The sequence below is a fragment of the Roseateles aquatilis genome, assembly GCF_002205645.1.
In the GTDB taxonomy this organism is placed as follows: Bacteria; Pseudomonadota; Gammaproteobacteria; order Burkholderiales; family Burkholderiaceae_C; genus Roseateles; species Roseateles aquatilis.
This window is the reverse complement of the sequence record NZ_NIOF01000020.1, coordinates 96,591-112,283: the sequence shown is the minus strand read 5'-3', so window position 1 is coordinate 112,283 and position 15,693 is coordinate 96,591. Positions and strand designations below refer to the sequence as shown.

Genomic DNA, 15,693 nt, shown 5'->3' with positions numbered 1-15,693 from the left:
GCCTCGATCTTGAATTCTTCTGGGTAGGGTTGCTTGCTTTGCATGGCACCTCCGATTGGGCCTCAGTTTGAGGCTCGAAGGTGTCTACTGGACCCGGGTCGATTCAGTCGCAGCTCTCCCCTCAGGTGGAGCCGTCAATCGCCGAACAGCTCCCTCTGCGCGCACAGCACGTGGCCCATGCCCGCGACAGCAAGGCCCGGCGCCATCAACACGGCAGCCATTACCCGCTGCTCAAGGCGGTCGGCGACACAGTCAGCTGGCGTGAGGTCAAAAGGGGCGCGGAGTTGCCACTGAGTGCTGCCACACGCGACTTCGGTGCGGCCTCACTTTCCATTCAGTCAGATGACGCCTGGCACTCAGAGCAAGCGCTCTGGCTCGTCGAGAACCAAGCCTTGTTTGATCGCACGGACTGGCTGCCCGAAGGCACGCAGGCCACGCTGCTGTACTACGGCGGGCAGCTCGACGGCAGGCTACTGTCATGGCTGGGTCATCGCCCCCGTGCCAGCCAGGTGATCCTCTTTGCCGACTATGACGGCGTGGGCCTGAGCAACTTCGCGCGACTTCGTGAAGCGCTGGGCGATGCTTGCGATTTCTGGCTGATGCCGCAGTGGGAAAGCAAGCTGGCGCGCTATGGCAGCGTCCAGATATGGCGGGACACCTTGCGCCACTTCACCACCGCCGTAGCGCAACTACCGCCGTCCGTGCGCGAGCTGACCGAGCAGATGCAGCACCTGGGAATGGCACTGGAGCAGGAAGCGGTCTGGCTGCCCGCGTCCTAGTCGCGTTCGTTCGGCAGTTCAGCCAGGTTTGGCTTTGCCTGGACGGGGGAAGTCGTCTTCATCGAGACGCATCGTCTCTATCTTCAATGCCAATTGGGTGGGGCTCAACCCCCTGCGCATCGCACTGCGCAAGCTCACCTCCAAAATGCGCCAGCCCAATGAGTCGCCGTTCGTGAGCACAAAGTCCTGCCCAGGTGGCGCCCCGAGGCGTTGCATGAAGCCATGGGCCAGTTCGCCAGTAGGAATCTCCTGCCCACTCTGCTCGGCGAGGCTCAAGAGCGCAGAAGCGGTCGCTGGCGGGTCTTGCGTGGGGATGCCCTCCAGCGCGACGGGCAGCACGATCATTCGGTCGGGGCTGACCATCGCGGCCAAATCGTCCTGCGCAGTCGGCCCCGGCGTGAGAGACAGCCGAACCCATGCCTCGCCCCACTGCAGAAATCTTGTATGGGACATGCCCGGATGCTCATCGAGAAACAAGCATCGGGGCGCCACTGGCTCCTGAAGCAGGTTGAAAACGGTGCGCAGGTGTGCCCATTCACCTTGGTCGCTCCAGGTGTGAACCATGTCTGACCGAAGCTGCCCACCTTGGACACCCAGGTGGTAAAGCAACGCCGTCACGCGCGCCGCAGAGATGACCTGCGGTCTGCCTTTCAGCCATGCAGACAGGTTGGCCGCGCGAATGCCGGTGGCGTCAAACACCGCTGCCAACGTGAGGCCTCGCAGACGCAAGAGCGCGCCGGCCAGTATGGGGAGTTGCTCGCTGCTCAAGGCAGACATGTCGGCCTCCAAAAGAATCACAGTAAATCACTATAACCAAGACAAACGCAGCAAGCGAACACTGGATCATCGCGTCATGTCTTGTTATAGTAATTTATAGTGAATCGAAAGAGACCACCATGACTCGTCCGAACAGCCGTCGCCCCATGAGCCGCGCCTCCTACCAAGCTCGCGTGGCGGGCTTGAAAGCCGAGCACCCATGGCTGGCCAAGCAGGTGGTGGAGCCCGCCCCTGGCCACTTGGCGGTGCTGGCCCATTTCGTGGGCCAGTGCGAGCTGCTGATGAAGCCGGCCGACTACCGCCACCTGCCGCTGTTTTGCGCCACCACCCAGCGCGACAAGCTCAGCCTGCGGGTGGAACTGGTGGGCGCCAGCATCAACAGAGACAGGGCTTTGTTGGATCTGATCGAAGCCGCTCGGCATGCTGCCCAACAACACTGCCCAGTTTGCTCGGCGCCGGTGATTGGTGGCGATGCGAACGCAGGCCAGGGAGTACGCTGCAAGCAGCACGAGGCCACCATCGGGCTCTTCGCCGAAGACCTCAAGCGCAATCACAAACTGGCTGTAGCTGCAGGGCTGCTGCCAGCCGCCACCAAGCCCGAGAAGTCGGTGCGTGGTGAGCCGCTCGATCCGTCCATCGACGACGCCGTGCACGCGCTGGTGCAGTCTCTGCCAGACAGGAAGCCACCAGCAGCGGCGCCAGCGCAGCCTGCGCCGCAGGCACCTCGGGCGACACCCCAGATCGCGTTTCTGGACGCCGCAGGCCTGCGCAGCTTTGTCGAGCGCCACCGCGCCAAACCCGACGAGAAGGCCAAGCGGGCGCAGTACATCGCCGAGCGCATCCGGGCCGCTGGCCACGAACGCCGCAAGCTGGGTGAGCTGCCCGATGACTGGACAGAGCTGATCGAAGACTTCCAGCGCGACTTCCCCAACTTCGCTGAGTTGGCCGAGGTACTGCACGACCACTTCGCCCTGCATGCGATGGGCGATGGCCGTGTGGCATGGTCGCCCATCCTGCTGGTCGGTCCTGCCGGGATTGGCAAGACAGAGGCCGCCCGCTGGCTGGCTGCGCGGCTGAGCCTTCCCTTCCGTGTGATCGACATGGCCAGCACCCAGTCCAGCTCGCCGCTGGCCGGGTCGGAATCGTTCTGGTCGAACTCGGAGCCTGGCGTGGTGTTTGAGCAGTTGGCCTACCAGCCGCTGGCCAATCCGGTGATCGTGCTGGATGAGCTCGACAAGACTGACCAGCAACGTCAGTACGACCCGCTCGCGGCGCTCTATACCCTGCTGGAACCTCGCAGCGCGCGCGACTTCATCGACCTCTCGATCCGCGATTTCGCCATCGACGCCAGCCACGTGAACTGGATCGCCACGGCCAACAGCATCGAGAGCATCTCAGCACCACTTCTGTCGCGCATGACGGTGCTGCATGTACAGGCCCCGACGCCAGAGCAGGTGGCCCACATCGCTCGACAGATGTATGGCCGCATGCGGGCCGAGAGCCCTTGGGGGTCAGGTTTTGCGCCGACGCTGGACGACCAGGTGCTGGACAAGCTGAAGAACTTGCCGCCGAGAACCTTGGGGCTGGCGTTGAAGCGCGCGCTGGGGCGGGCAGCACGGGACGAGCGGGATCACATTCGGGTGTGCGACCTGCCTGACCTCGGCAGCTCGCCCCGAAAGGCAATGGGGTTCGTGGCCTGACACCGCACAACGCCGCACGCCCAGTAAGCTTGTGAGCGTTTCAGCGTGCATCTAGCCTCTGCGACATCCGTAGGACGCAACCAGGCGATTACGGTAAATACGGTAAATACGGTAATTACGGTAATCGCTGCCGCCCTCACCCCCGCTGGTGGGCCTGACCACATGCATGGCAAAACCAGGTGCTCTGCCACCGGCGCTTCGCGGCGCTGTAGGCCTTCGCCTGGGTACGCCATCCCTTCATCAGCAGCCAGCCCAGCGCGATGAGTCCCACGCCCACAGCTGCCTGCTTCCAGTTGTAGCCCAGGCCCGCCAAGCCGACGTACACGCATTCACGTGCCAACAGCGGGCACACCGTCATCGACATGTAGATGACGATGCCGCCGATCCCATAGGCTCCGATGAACGGTAGCGGTGACGGCGGCGCGGGCGGAGCGCAATGCTGAGCCAGCGCCGTGGATTGGGAGCCCTGGCTACTGCCTTGAACAAACTGCCCATCTGAGGTGACCGCCGTGTGCGTTGCGTGGAACTGCTGGGTGCCACCCGCATGCACGACAGCCATCGGTTGGATGAGCGTGCTGCCACAACTCGGGCATTGCATCGCCATGGTCAGCCCTCCGAGCCTTCGGTATTGACTGTGCAGGTCAGCGTGGCTTCGCCGCCCTCCATGCCCGCCGACAGCATGCCGACCTTGGTCAAACGGCCATAGGTCTTGCCGTCCTTGCCCAGCTTCAACGAGCCTGATTTCGCAAGCTGCTGGACCGTAAGGCCGGGCAAGTAGCTGCGGTAGGTTTGCTCACCCCCGTCACGTGACACTGCTACCTTGCGGACGCTGACCCCATAGACCTTGACGGGCTCGGTGAGCGTGACCGGCGTGACGCCTTGATCGGAATTCCATCCCGACTGCTTGAGCAGCGACTCAGCCAGTTCAAATCGTGGACCGATGGCCGTGCAGCTCAGCGCCTGTTCGAGCTGCGCCTTGGTCTTGGCGTCCACGGGCTGCGACGCTCCGTTGCTGGAGGCAGGCCGCACGGTTGGCTTGATGACCGCGTTGGCGTCATACCCTACCAACCAGAGATTGGTCGGTGCGCCCGGCTGCCAGCCGGTGTCTAGCACCAGTTGCTGGACAAACCCCTGAAAAGCGAGCTGCTGCCGCTCGCTGATCGGCTGCCGGTCGGGGATGGCCAGCATGGGCGGCTTGGGGCCAACGGTGCGGACATTGCCGCTGTGCTCGACAGCCATCTGCTGCATGAAGAGGTGCAAATTGGCGGCGTTGTTGACCGCGTACCCCACCGACTGCCCCCAGCACACAGAGAAGGCGGGCACCGCTTCGGACTTGGTCTTGCTCCACCAGATGGTGGCCGTACCGATCCAGCAGTCGTTGCGAGACCAGTCCGTGACCGTGACAGCCACGCGTGGGAAGTAGGTCTTGGACGTTCCGTCGTAGGGATGCTTCGCGAAGACACCCGCCAGCTTTGTCTCCGAGACGCGCGGTGCAGCAGGAGCGCTCGAAGGGATATCACTCTGCCTCCCTGCACCGGAAGTCGGTGCAGGAGCCCGTGCGGCGTCAGCGGCTGGGGCGGCCTCAGGAGTGCTGGCCGATGCCCTGGCTGCGTTCCTGGGCTGCAGGCCGAGCTTGTCGCGCAACGACACCGACACGCGAGTACTGCCATCCGGCTGTTCCGTCGTAGTGCAGCCGGCCAAGATCATGGCGGCGAAGAATAGGCAAATAGCGATCCTCATTCATCTTCTCCCATAGGCTACTTTCATCTGCCCATTAACGACTTAACGTCACTTATGGTTGACATTAAGTCTCTCATAGCTTGTAGCCTGTGCGGGCGTGAGTGGTCACGCTTGGCTGCATGACGAAGAACAAGGAAAAGCAGTCAGCTCGAATGGTTTTTGCGGCCAACCTGCGCCTGGCCCGCCGTCTGCGCGACGTTTCTCAGGAAGCCCTGGCACTTGATGCAGGGCTGTCACGGACGTACGTCAGCGAGGTAGAGCGCGGAGAGCGAAACGTGTCCATCGACAACATGGGGCTGCTGGCTGACGCCCTGCAGATCCCGCTCAAAGACCTTGTCGATCCGGAGCGATTCAAGGTCTTGGACTAAGGGTTGAGTCGCCGATTGCTCTGTGGTGGGATGGACCAAGTCCGCCACGACTGGTTTTCCACAGATTCGCGCAGCCCAACTGTAAGCGTCCGCCGAACTCATCTTGAAGTCGGCGAACAGGCCTAGGATGCTCGTGTCCACTAACGCATTGGTGGACACGTGCACACTATCCAAGACCAGCCTTCGGAGGGTTCTCCCCGACGTCGGCGATTCCACAGCGACGAGTTCAAGGCGGTTGCGGTGGCCGCGGCGGCGCAGCCCGGCGTGTCGCTGGCCGCAGTGGCCATGGCACACGGCATCAACGCGAACCTACTTCGACGCTGGGTGCGCGACGCCGAAGCGATAAGGGATCCAGCGTTGGACCGGCACTCCAAGGCCTTGCCGGCGGCCTCCACCGGTGCATCAGGCCCGGATTTCCTGCCGGTGCAGTTGCCGCCACTCTCCGCGGCCCCGCCTCAACCCCTCAGCGACATCCGTCTCGAGGTCCGCCGGGGCACCACCATAGTGGTCGTCACTTGGCCCGGCGGTCTTGCCGCCGAGTGCTGGCTGCGCGAGCTCTTGCGGTGATCCGCGTCGACGCCGTTTGGATGGCAGTCGAGCCGCTGGACATGCGTGCCGGGACCGAGGCCGCGCTCGGGCGCGTGGTGAAGGTCTTTGGCGAGGCGCGCCCCCACCACGCCTACCTGTTCGCCAACCGCCGGGCAAACCGGATGAAGGTGCTGGTGCATGACGGCATCGGAGTGTGGCTCGCTGCCCGGCGCCTCAACAGTGGAAGGTTCGTCTGGCCGAGGGACGGGGCCGGCAAGCTGACCCTCACGCGTGAGCAGTTCGACATGTTGGTGCTTGGTCTGCCGTGGCAGCGCATCGGCGAGGCCGCGATCATCACGGTGTTGTAGAGCAGATCAATTGCGGCATACGCCGATGGCGCACGGCCTCCGCCCTCGGCACGATCACAACTCGTGATCGCCGACGAGCAACTCGATACCCTCGATCCCGAGCAACTGCGCCAGGCACTGCGCGCAGCACGGGCGGAGATGGCGCTCAAGGACCAGCTGCTCGCCAAGCGAGAGCACGAGGTTGCGTTCAAGCAGGCCGTCATCGACAAGCTCACGCACGAGAACGCAGTGCTCAAGCGACTGAAGTTCGCCGCCAAGAGCGAGGCCTACACCGCTGAGCAGAAGAGCCTGCTCGAAGAGACGCTGGACATGGACTTGGCGGCCGTGGCCGCCGAGATCGACGCGCTGCAGCCGTTGAGCCAGCAGGCTGAAGACAAGAAGCGTCCCAAGCGCCAGCCACTGCCGGCGAATCTGCCGCGGCGCGAAATTCGCCATGAGCCCGAGGACACTACGTGCGGCTGCGGAGCGCCGATGAAGCGCATTGGCGAGGACGTCGCGGAGAAGCTCGACTACCAGCCGGGCGTATTCACCGTCGAGCGGCATGTTCGCGGCAAGTGGGTCTGCGCCTGCTGTGAGAAGTTGGTGCAGGCGCCGGTGGCGCCGCACGTCATCGACAAGGGCATTCCCACCGCCGGGCTGCTGGCCCAGGTGCTTGTAGCGAAGTTCCTGGACCATCTTCCTCTCTACAGGCAAGAGTTCATCTTCCAGCGCGCGGGGATGGCGATTGTGCGCTCCACCCTGGCGCAGTGGGTCGGCGAATGTGGAGTCCAACTGCAGCCGTTGGTCGACGCCCTGTCGGCAGAGCTGCTGCGTCACCCCGTGCTGCACGCCGACGAGACGCCGGTGGCGATGCTCAAGCCAGGAAACAAGAAGACCCACAAGGCCTACATCTGGACGTACTGCACGACCCGCTACAACCCAACGAAGGCGGTGGTGTTCAACTTTGCCGAAACGCGCAGCGGCGAGAACGTGCGCGAGTTCCTCGGTCTGCAGAGCCACACGCCCTGGAAGGGAAAGCTCGTCACCGACGGCTTCAGCGGCTACAAGGCGAGCTTCGATCTCGGGGTAACCGAGGTCGGATGCGCAGCGCACGCTCGGCGCAAGTTCCACGAACTGTGGGCGAATCACGGCAGCCAAGTCGGCGAGCGCGCGTTGAAAATCTTCCAGCTACTGTTCAAGATTGAAGAAGAGATCGCCGCGCTCACGCCTGAGGAGCGACGACGAATCCGACAGCGCAAGTCACGACGCGTGGCGCGACTCCTTCACCGCTGGCTGCTCGCCCAGAGGCAACAGATCCCGAACGGATCGGCCACGGCCAAAGCGATCGACTACACCCTCAAGCGGTGGGAGGCCCTGACGCGTTACCTCGAGGACGGCGCCCTGCCGATCTCAAACAACTGGGTCGAGAACCAGATCCGCCCGATCGCCTTGGGAAGGTCGAACTGGCTGTTCGCGGGAAGCCTGCGAGCAGGCAAGCGAGCGGCTGCCATCATGAGCCTGGTGCACTCGGCGCGCATCAACGGGCACGATCCCTTCGCGTATCTGAAGGACATCCTCGAGCGGCTGCCGACGCATCCAGCCAGCCAAATCGACGAGCTGCTTCCTCACCGTTGGAATCCGCCGGCAGCCGCGCTCTAATCCGCCTCGCCGTCGTTAGGACGGGTTCACCGGACGGTTCCCGACGATCTCTTGCCGCATCGCTGGAAACGAGCCGCTTGAGTAGCACTACAGCGCCTCGGAACCGCACCGGCGCACAGGACACGGGCCACTCTCGCAGCAGTGCAACCGCCGCTTCAGGCTAGAAGCGGCCATAGGCGGCCGCGGCTTCTGCATCAGGTGCTGACAGCGTCGGTGAACGTCAGACGGTTGCCGAACGGGTCCTTCACGGTGACGTCCTTGGAACCCCAGGGCGTCTCCTCCAACTCGGGACGGGCATTGCCGTAGCGCCGTCCGGCCAGTTCCATATGGAGCGCTTCAATATCGCTTGTCTCGATACGCATCGCGGCGCCAGGACAGGCGTCGCCGTGGTGCTCGGAGAGATGAAGCACGCAGGCATCACGGGAAACCTGGAGATAGAGCGGAAGTCCCGGTTCAAAGCGGTGCTCCCAGTCGACTTGGAAGCCAAGGAACTGCACGTAGAACTCCCGCGCCTTGTCTTCGTCGAAGATGCGCAGGATCGGGGTGGTCGAAGAGAGTCTCATGAGCGCAAGCATCACGTAGATTGCGCTCGCCGACAATCGGGCAAGGGAGGGGGTCAAATCCCGCTCCCGCTGCCCAGCAGCTGTTCGAGTTGTCAAGGTGGGTTCGCAGGACGCTTACCACCTTCTGGCGGATTCTGCCAGTGCTGCACTGCGACGACTGAATGCCTTTCCAAGTCCAGCTCACAGATGAGCCAGGAGCCCTCTCGCATGCTTATTCGCTCGAACCCGGCAGCATGCCTAGTCAGGACCAACGATTGGCCATCCTCAGCGCGAAGCTTGGCGAGGCGTGAGAAGGGGTGCGCTTCGACGATGAGGGCGCGAACCGCTGCAGCCATGCTTGCTCCCGCCACAAGGATGCGCGTACAGCGCCGACAGTGCATCCGGAAGGTAGTGATCTGGGACGCGCGATGCCCTGCCGGCCACGCCGTTTGCGGGCAGCTTCTACAGCCAGGCGGCGCTAGCCCTGCTGGCCCTGCCCTTGCTCATGGGGCTGCGTCTGCCACCTCCGCAGGCCAAGAGCGCTGTGGCTGCGATGCCCGCCCGCTGGCAGAAATCGCGCGCTCACCCCCAGTTCATCGTGGTCTGCGCGGCCGGCATGGTCAGCTATGGGCTGATGGCTTTCTGATGACGGCCGCCCCCATGGCGATGGTGGGATGCGGCCACAGCGTGGGCGAGGCGGCCATGGGCATACAGTGGCATGTGCTGGCCATGTTTGTGCCCAGTTTCTTCACGGGCAAGCTGATTGCACGTTTTTGGCAAGCGCCCCATCGCGGCTCTGGGCATGCTGATGATTGCCACGGCCAGCATGCTTGCCTTGCTGGGTCTGGAGCTGTTTCACTTTCTGGGGCTCGCTGATTTGCTGGGCGTGGGCTGGAACTTCGGCTTTATCGGCGCCACGGCCTTGCTGACCGAGTGCTTCCGCCCCGCCGAGCGGGCCAAGGTGCAGGCTGCGGCTGCGCTCCCAGCCAGAGCACGGCCGCCCAGGTCAACAGAGCCATGGTGGCCAGCCAGGACAGTTGCGACAGGCCAGCTTGCAAAGGCGCACCCAGCTGATTGAAGCGCAGCGAGGCCTCTATGCCCGCCGTACTGGGCGACAGCCAGCGCAGCCACTGCAGCGGCTCGGGCAAGGCCTCGACGGGCCAGGTGAAGCCTCCCAGAAACGCCAGTGGAATCGAGGAAAACAGCACCACTTGCAGGGCCCGCTCGCGATCGGCCAGCCACCAGCCCAGCAGGCAGGCGCAGCCCACGACGGCCGGCACAAAGCAGGCCAGCAGCGCCAGCGCGCCCCAGGGGTTGCCGCCGTGCGGAAAGTCCTGCCAGATGAAGATCCAGCCGAAATAGAACAGCCCGGCCAGCCAGCCCGGTACGCACAGTGCCAAAAGCCGCGCCAGCCATTGGCGCGAGCCAACGCGGTCGGCACCTTGCTCGCGCCAGGTACCGACCAGCAGCGCGCTGCCCATCAGCAGCGTCTGCTGCAGGATGAGCACGGACACGGCCGCCACCACGAAGCTGCCATAGCCTTCGGTGGGGTTGAACAGGGCCACGGCCTGGGCGTTCACGGGCGAGCGGCTCACGGCCGCCTGCGGTGCGCTCTGCCCACCGGCCTGCAGACGCTTGATCTCCACGCCGGCCGAGACGGTGCCGAAAGCCTCGGCAAAACCGTATTGCACCTGCTTGCTGACCAAGGGATAGGCGCCATTGGCGTAGACCGGAATCACCACATTCGCGCGGCGCAGCACATCGCGCTTGAGATCGCGCGGCAGCAGCGCATAGCCCATGACCTCGCCGCGCAGCACGGCCGCGCGCGCTTCGCCTTCATCGGCCGTGACCAGCTGCGGATGGATGCGCGGGCTGGCCTGGGCAAAGCGCAACATCTGCCGGGCCAGGCCCGAGTTGTCCTGCACGACCACGGCCACGGGCACGCGCTGCACCACTTCGGAACTGTAGAACCAGGGGTAGAAAAAGCCGTAGAGCACGGGCGCCCCCAGCAGCAGCAGGACCGCACCCTTGTCGCGCAGCATCGCAACCAGGCTGTCCAGCCACAGGCGCAGAAAACCGGTTTGGGCGTCCATGGCTCAGCGCCCTCCCCATTTGTCGGGCCGCCTCAGGCCGCGCAGCAGGCCGGCCGAGGCCAACGCCAGCAGTACCAGCGCCGCCAGCAGCAGTCCGCAGACCACGGGCAGGGTCTGGGCCACGGGCGCGCCCATCTGCCACTGCTCCATCTGCAGCCGCGCGTAATGCGTATACGGCATGGCCAGGGCCCAGCCGCGCGCGCTGCCCGTCATGGCCAGCAGCGGAAAGCCCACGCCGCTGAATGCGAAGGCCGGGGCCGACAGCAGGCCCGTGCCCGATAGCGCCGTGCGCAGCGAAAGCGTGACGCCCGCCAGCGCGGCCCCCGCCGCCAGGCTCAGCACCACCAGGGCCGCCAGCCCCACGCCAATCCATGCCATGCTGCCGGCCACGCTCCAGCCACGCAGTTGCGCCAAATACAGCAAAGCCGCCATGCCGCTGCCCCAGAGCAGCACGGCCGGCAGCAGCAGCTTGCCCAACAGGGCCGCCGCCACTCTGGCCAGACTCGCGGACTGTCCATCCGGGCTCAGCCACTCACCCAAGGTGTGCTCGCGCAGCTCGCGGCCCACGGACCAGGCACCGGCCGTCATGGCCAGGATATGGATCAGCGCGGGCACCAGCGTGGCGGCCAGGAACTGCTCGTAATTGGTGGAGACATTGAACAGCGCCACCAGCTGGGTCTTGATGGGCTCCATTTGCACGCGCAGCGCCTGGTGGGGCGAGCCGCGCTTGGCCGCAGCCTGCATTTCAACACCGGCCGACAGCGTGCCCACCACCTGGCGCACATCGCGCTGCAGCAGGCTCGATGCGGTGGCCAGTTGTGCGTTGTGCAGCAGCGTGATGGCGCCGCCCGCACCATGCTTCACGTCACGCGCCAGGTCTGGCGGAATATGCACCACGCCATAGACGTCCATGCGCTGCAGCGCATCGGCGGCCTCGCCACGGTTGAGCACGATCTGGCGCACTTCCAGCCCCGGTGTGGCTGCCAGCATGCGCACCAGCTGGCGAGACAGCGAGGAAGGATCTTCGTTCCAGACGGCGATAGGCAGCCGGTAAGGCTGGCCGGCCGAAAAAATCCAGCACATCAGGCCCAGGGCCAGCATGGGCAGCCAGCTGACCATGGCCCAGTCCCAGGGGCTGGCCCGCAGCCGCCCCCATTCGCGGCGCAGGCTGGCGGCAAAGGGACTCACGCACCACCCTCGACAATGACGCTCATGCCGGGGCGCACGCCCTCGATAGGCTTGGCTGGCCGCGCCCGCACTTCGAAGGTACGCGCATCGAAGCCCTGGCTGCCGCGCGTGGTGCGCCAGGTGGCGAAGTCGGGCAGCACGCCGAGGAAGTACACCTCGAACTCGGCCTCACGGTTGTCCAGCGCCGGCAGCCGGCCCGTGAAGCGGCTCTTCATCGCAAAGCGCTGCAGCTGGTCCTCGCGCACATTGAGCACCACCCATTGGTCGTTCAGGTCCACCACGGTGACCACCGAAACGCCCTGGGGCGACAGTTCACCCTGCTTGGCCAGCACATTCGCCACCTCGCCACCCACGGGGCTGCGCAGCTGGGTCTCGGCTTCGGCGGCCTTGACCTCGGCCACCACGCCATCGACCTGGCGCACCTGGGCGGCAGCGGCGGTCCTGTCCTCCGCGCGCGCACCGCTGGCCGCCATGTCGTACTGTGCCTTGGCAGCCCGGGCCTGGGCATCCGAGGCGCGCCAGTTGGTCTGGGCCTCGTCGCGCTTCTGGGCCGAAACCAGCCCTTGATTAAACAGGCTTTGCACGCGGTCGTACGAGGTCCTGGCCAGCTCGGCCGCTGCCTGGGCGCGCTGCCAGCTCAGGCCGGCCATCTGCACCTCCTCGGGCCGGGCACCGTTGCTGGCCTTGGCGGCCACGGCCTGGGCCGCATCCCGGGCCGCCTGGGCCTGGGCCAGCTTGGCCTGCACCTCGGGACTGTCCATTTCCACCAGCAGGTCGCCGGGCTGGATGATCTGACCCTCGCTCACATACACCTTGGAGATGCGGGCCGTGACCTTGGGCGCGATATCGGCCTCACGCGCCTCCATCTGGCCCTGGAAATACGGGGCCGCAGGCTGGGCAGCGCGCCAGAAGCCCCAGATGATGAAGATCAGCACGGCGGCCATGGCGATCAGCGCGGCCACAGGCAGGCGCCTGGCCTGCTTCGGCACTTCAGGGCTGGAGGGTGACGGGGTCGGTACGGGTGTATTCATGGAGCGTCTGCTTTGATCTGGATATCGGCACGGGCCATGTAGCGGGTGAAGTCGTCGGTCTGTCCCGTGCTTTCAAGCAAGGCGGCCAGGGCCTGCACATACTGGTTGGCGGCGGCGGCGCGTTCGGTCTGCACCTTGGCCAGGTTGAGCTGGGCGTCGATCAGCTCCAGCGCCGTGCTGGTGCCCTCCTTGAGGCCGGCCGCGCGCAAGCGCAGCAGCTCGCGCGCCAGATCCTCCTGGGCCTGGCCGGACAGATACTGGGTGCGCGACTGCTCCACGGCCAGCCAGTTCTTCTCGACCAGCAGCGCGATGTCGGAGCGCACCTGAGCGTCGGTGAGTTCGGCCTGCTCCACCTTGCGCTGGCCGGCGGCCGAGAGCTTGTCGCGGTCAATGCTGTCCCACAGCGTCCAGCGCACGGCCACGCCGGCCACCCAGTTGGGCTTGCCCGAGGTATTGACTTCACGCATGCCGAAGGCCAGCACCTGCGGCTTGCGCAGCGCTTCGCTGGCATCGTGCAGCGACTCGGCCTGGCGGCGCTTGGCCGCCACCTTGCTCAGGCCCGGGTGGTGGCTCTGAGCCGCGTCCAGAAACTGCTGCAGCGGCGGCAAGGCCTCGCTGCTGACGAACAAGGGGGAGCTGGGGCGCACACCGCCCACCCCACTTGCTACGTGCACGGTACGCAGCAAGGCGCTGCGTGCCAGGCGCGCATCGTCGTCGGCCTTGCGCGCCTGCTGCTGGGCATCGGCCAGGGCCGCGCTGGCCTGCAGCCGCTCGACCTGGGCGATCACGCCGGCCTTGAGCATGCGCTGGGCCGCGTCGTCGTGGGCGCGCACGCCCTCCAGCGCGCGGCGGCGCAGGGCCGCGGCGCGCTCGGCCAGCTGGGCCGTGAAGTAGCGCTGCACCAGCAAGGTGTTGAGCTGGTCGGCGCTGGTGGCGGCATCGGCCAGCGCTTCATCGGTCATGGCGTCAAGTTCGCCGCGCACCGCATCGCCCAGACCGCCCATGTAGATGGGCCACACGGCCGAGAGGCTGGCCGAGGCCACATTGCTCTTGCGCTGCAGGTCGTAATTGGCCGGCAGGCTGGGCAACTGCCCCACGGCGCCGCCCAGCTGCGGCGGCAGGTGCGAGATGCCATTGCCCAGGGCGCGGCGCGCCGGGTCGGGGTCCAGGTCGACATTGGCCGAATAGCGGTAGCCCATGCCGGTGATGGCCACCGACGGGCCGCCTAGCCCCTGCATGCCCTCGCGGCGCAGGCGGGCGCTGTCCACGGCCTTGGCCGAGGCCGCCAGTTGATCCGAACGCTCCAGAAACGCCGCCCTGGCCTGCTCAAAACTCATGGCCTGAGCTGCGGCAGTCGTCTGCGCCCGAATCGGCAACGCCGCTGCCAGCAGCAGGCACAGGGTCACGGGATAGCAGCTGAACTTCATGAATGGCTCCAGGCTCTCTTGAATAGTGTAGAGAGAAAACAACAGGATGTCCTGCCTCTTCAGCTGGAAATCTCTCGGCAAGAGATCGATTTTCTCAGCGTCGGCCGGCCGCTACACGAGACAAATCATTACCGGTGGGCATGTGCGAGCGCAAGCCTGCTGAGACAGCTCTTTTATAGGACCTAGACTGCGCCAGCGGCTCGTCGCCGGTTGCGGTTGCGCTGCCCCCAGGATCAGCAACGCGACGGTTCAGAGTCCGTGGGTTGAATCGTAATGGGTTCGATTGGTTGCGCAGTGGCGCCAGCTCGCTGGCGCCACTGCGCGGCGAACACCGCCGGCGGCAGGTACCCCAAGGTACTGTGAGGCCGGTGCTGGTGGCCAAGTACGCCGATCACCTGCCGCTGTACCGCCAGGAAGGAATCTTTGCTCGCGCCGGCCTTGCAATCCCGCGCTCGACCCTGGCGCAGTGGGTGGGCGCCTGCGGCGTGCAGCTGCAGCCGCTGGTTGACGCCATGAAGGCCGAGCTGCTCACGCAGCCCGTGCTGCATGCCGACGAAACGCCGGTGGCCATGCTCGATCCCGGCGCGGGCAAGACGCACCGGGCTTACCTGTGGACTTACTGCAGCACCGGCCTGCAGGCGGACAGGTTGGTGGTGTTCGACTTCGCCGAAAGCCGCGCCGGCCGGCACCCGGCCGAGTTCCTCGGGCACCCCGGTGAGGGCGCTTGGCGCGGCACGCTCGTGTGCGACGATTACTCGGGCTACAAAGCCTTGTTCGCCAGCGGCGTGACCGAGGCGGGCTGCCTGGCGCACGCGCGGCGCAAGTTCCATGAGCTCTGGGCCAATCACAAGAGCCCGGTGGGCGAGCAGGCATTGGCGCTGTTCGGCAAGCTCTACGACGTTGAGCGAGAGATCGCACACCATGACCCCGAAGAGCGCTGGCGAGTTCGGCAGGAAAAGGCCAAGCCAATTGCCGACGCGTTGCACATGTGGCTAACAGGCCAGCGACAGAAGGTGCCACCAGGATCCGCCACAGCCAAGGCGATCGATTACAGCCTGGGTCGATGGACCGCGCTGGTGCGCTACCTCGATGACGCACGCCTGCCCGCGGACAACAACTGGGTGGAGAACCAGATCCGTCCAATTGCGATCGGAAGATCCAATTGGCTGTTCGCGGGGAGCCTGCGTGCGGGCAAGCGCGCCGCGGCCGTCATGAGCCTGCTCCACTCGGCCAAGCTGAATGGCCACGACCCCTACGCCTACCTGCGCAACGTGCTGGACCGCCTGCCTACGCAACCGGCCAGCAGGATCGCCGAGCTGCTGCCGCACCGCTGGTCACCCAGCGCTTGACTTGCCATGAGACTGGCGATGCGGCAGTCAAGATGACTTCACCGCGCGCTTACGCCCAACTACCAGTAAAAGTATCTGAAGAGCTATCAGAACCCCTATCTGTATAGAACAGGGGCGATCTATCGACCCTGACTGGGGCGATTTATCGAGGAACCGGCGTTACAG

General features: G+C 65.4%; 14 protein-coding genes and 2 pseudogenes. 8 read left to right on the top strand and 8 right to left on the bottom strand.

The window, feature by feature from the left end:
• Window positions 1-170 precede the first annotated feature (170 nt).
• Complete coding sequence (locus CDN99_RS26210; RefSeq protein WP_238139711.1) at window positions 171-779, top strand: DUF7281 domain-containing protein; 609 nt, start codon at window positions 171-173, stop codon at window positions 777-779.
• 18 nt (window positions 780-797) lie between these two features.
• Here the strand turns inward: CDN99_RS26210 and CDN99_RS26205 are convergent, their stop codons facing one another.
• Window positions 798-1,556 (bottom strand): helix-turn-helix domain-containing protein, encoded by a 759-nt coding sequence (locus tag CDN99_RS26205; RefSeq protein WP_016445637.1) that lies wholly within the window; start codon window positions 1,554-1,556, stop codon window positions 798-800.
• 119 nt (window positions 1,557-1,675) lie between these two features.
• Here CDN99_RS26205 and CDN99_RS26200 point away from each other — a divergent pair, with 119 nt between their 5' ends.
• Window positions 1,676-3,256, top strand: coding sequence for an AAA family ATPase (locus CDN99_RS26200; protein WP_088388373.1), 1,581 nt, complete (start codon window positions 1,676-1,678; stop codon window positions 3,254-3,256).
• A gap of 136 nt (window positions 3,257-3,392) precedes the next feature.
• Here CDN99_RS26200 and CDN99_RS26195 read toward each other — a convergent pair whose 3' ends face one another.
• Window positions 3,393-3,860: a hypothetical protein gene (locus CDN99_RS26195; protein ID WP_088388371.1), complete on the bottom strand. Its 468-nt coding sequence runs from the start codon at window positions 3,858-3,860 to the stop codon at window positions 3,393-3,395.
• A 2-nt stretch (window positions 3,861-3,862) separates the two neighbouring features.
• The gene (locus CDN99_RS26190; RefSeq protein ID WP_088388369.1) at window positions 3,863-4,996 is read right to left on the bottom strand and encodes a hypothetical protein; all 1,134 of its coding nucleotides are present in this window, start codon (window positions 4,994-4,996) and stop codon (window positions 3,863-3,865) included.
• Between the two features lie 119 nt (window positions 4,997-5,115).
• On the opposite strand from CDN99_RS26190, the gene CDN99_RS26185 reads away from it, so the two are divergent.
• The 4 genes from CDN99_RS26185 (at window position 5,116) to tnpC (CDN99_RS26170) (ending at window position 7,898) form a co-directional block, all read left to right on the top strand.
• Window positions 5,116-5,364 carry a helix-turn-helix domain-containing protein gene (locus CDN99_RS26185; RefSeq protein WP_088388367.1) on the top strand — a complete coding sequence of 83 codons (249 nt, stop codon included), beginning with the start codon at window positions 5,116-5,118 and terminating at the stop codon, window positions 5,362-5,364.
• 159 nt (window positions 5,365-5,523) lie between these two features.
• Window positions 5,524-5,931, top strand: coding sequence for an IS66-like element accessory protein TnpA (gene tnpA, locus CDN99_RS26180; RefSeq protein WP_141101003.1), 408 nt, complete (start codon window positions 5,524-5,526; stop codon window positions 5,929-5,931).
• Entirely contained in the window at window positions 5,928-6,260 is a 333-nt protein-coding gene (tnpB, locus tag CDN99_RS26175; RefSeq protein ID WP_141101002.1) for an IS66 family insertion sequence element accessory protein TnpB, read from the top strand. The genes tnpA and tnpB overlap by 4 nt, the downstream gene beginning before the upstream one ends.
• A 63-nt stretch (window positions 6,261-6,323) precedes the next feature.
• Window positions 6,324-7,898 (top strand): IS66 family transposase, encoded by a 1,575-nt coding sequence (gene tnpC / locus CDN99_RS26170; protein WP_375134476.1) that lies wholly within the window; start codon window positions 6,324-6,326, stop codon window positions 7,896-7,898.
• A 194-nt stretch (window positions 7,899-8,092) separates the two neighbouring features.
• Here the strand turns inward: tnpC (CDN99_RS26170) and CDN99_RS26165 are convergent, their stop codons facing one another.
• On the bottom strand, window positions 8,093-8,461 hold the full coding sequence (locus CDN99_RS26165; RefSeq protein WP_088388392.1) for a glyoxalase superfamily protein: 369 nt from the start codon (window positions 8,459-8,461) through the stop codon (window positions 8,093-8,095).
• 384 nt (window positions 8,462-8,845) lie between these two features.
• Here CDN99_RS26165 and CDN99_RS29690 point away from each other — a divergent pair.
• Window positions 8,846-9,410 (top strand): annotated as a pseudogene (locus CDN99_RS29690) (MFS transporter); the annotation flags it as partial.
• Here CDN99_RS29690 and CDN99_RS26155 read toward each other — a convergent pair.
• The 4 genes from CDN99_RS26155 to CDN99_RS26140 form a co-directional block, all read right to left on the bottom strand.
• On the bottom strand, window positions 9,346-10,482 hold the full coding sequence (locus CDN99_RS26155) for an ABC transporter permease (RefSeq protein WP_375134483.1): 1,137 nt from the start codon (window positions 10,480-10,482) through the stop codon (window positions 9,346-9,348). The pseudogene CDN99_RS29690 and the gene CDN99_RS26155 overlap by 65 nt on opposite strands.
• A 54-nt stretch (window positions 10,483-10,536) precedes the next feature.
• Window positions 10,537-11,652 (bottom strand): ABC transporter permease, encoded by a 1,116-nt coding sequence (locus CDN99_RS26150; RefSeq protein WP_088388390.1) that lies wholly within the window; start codon window positions 11,650-11,652, stop codon window positions 10,537-10,539.
• A gap of 65 nt (window positions 11,653-11,717) precedes the next feature.
• Window positions 11,718-12,752, bottom strand: coding sequence for an HlyD family secretion protein (locus CDN99_RS26145; protein WP_016445622.1), 1,035 nt, complete (start codon window positions 12,750-12,752; stop codon window positions 11,718-11,720).
• Entirely contained in the window at window positions 12,749-14,179 is a 1,431-nt protein-coding gene (locus CDN99_RS26140) for a TolC family protein (RefSeq protein WP_016445621.1), read from the bottom strand. The genes CDN99_RS26145 and CDN99_RS26140 overlap by 4 nt, the downstream gene beginning before the upstream one ends.
• A gap of 353 nt (window positions 14,180-14,532) precedes the next feature.
• On the opposite strand from CDN99_RS26140, the pseudogene tnpC (CDN99_RS26135) reads away from it, so the two are divergent.
• Window positions 14,533-15,528 (top strand): annotated as a pseudogene (tnpC, locus tag CDN99_RS26135) (IS66 family transposase); the annotation flags it as partial.
• Between the last annotated feature and the right edge of the window lie 165 nt (window positions 15,529-15,693).

Bases quoted from the DNA above. Each gene is read 5' to 3' on its own strand.
- CDN99_RS26205 (WP_016445637.1), bottom strand. From the start codon at position 1,556: ATGTCTGCCTTGAGCAGCGAGCAACTCCCCATACTGGCCGGCGCGCTC.
- CDN99_RS26200 (WP_088388373.1), top strand. From the start codon at position 1,676: ATGACTCGTCCGAACAGCCGTCGCCCCATGAGCCGCGCCTCCTACCAA.
- CDN99_RS26195 (WP_088388371.1), bottom strand. From the start codon at position 3,860: ATGGCGATGCAATGCCCGAGTTGTGGCAGCACGCTCATCCAACCGATG.
- CDN99_RS26190 (WP_088388369.1), bottom strand. From the start codon at position 4,996: ATGAGGATCGCTATTTGCCTATTCTTCGCCGCCATGATCTTGGCCGGC.
- CDN99_RS26185 (WP_088388367.1), top strand. From the start codon at position 5,116: ATGACGAAGAACAAGGAAAAGCAGTCAGCTCGAATGGTTTTTGCGGCC.
- CDN99_RS26165 (WP_088388392.1), bottom strand. From the start codon at position 8,461: ATGAGACTCTCTTCGACCACCCCGATCCTGCGCATCTTCGACGAAGAC.
- CDN99_RS26155 (WP_375134483.1), bottom strand. From the start codon at position 10,482: ATGCTGCGCGACAAGGGTGCGGTCCTGCTGCTGCTGGGGGCGCCCGTG.
- CDN99_RS26150 (WP_088388390.1), bottom strand. From the start codon at position 11,652: ATGGTCAGCTGGCTGCCCATGCTGGCCCTGGGCCTGATGTGCTGGATT.
- CDN99_RS26145 (WP_016445622.1), bottom strand. From the start codon at position 12,752: ATGAATACACCCGTACCGACCCCGTCACCCTCCAGCCCTGAAGTGCCG.
- CDN99_RS26140 (WP_016445621.1), bottom strand. From the start codon at position 14,179: ATGAAGTTCAGCTGCTATCCCGTGACCCTGTGCCTGCTGCTGGCAGCG.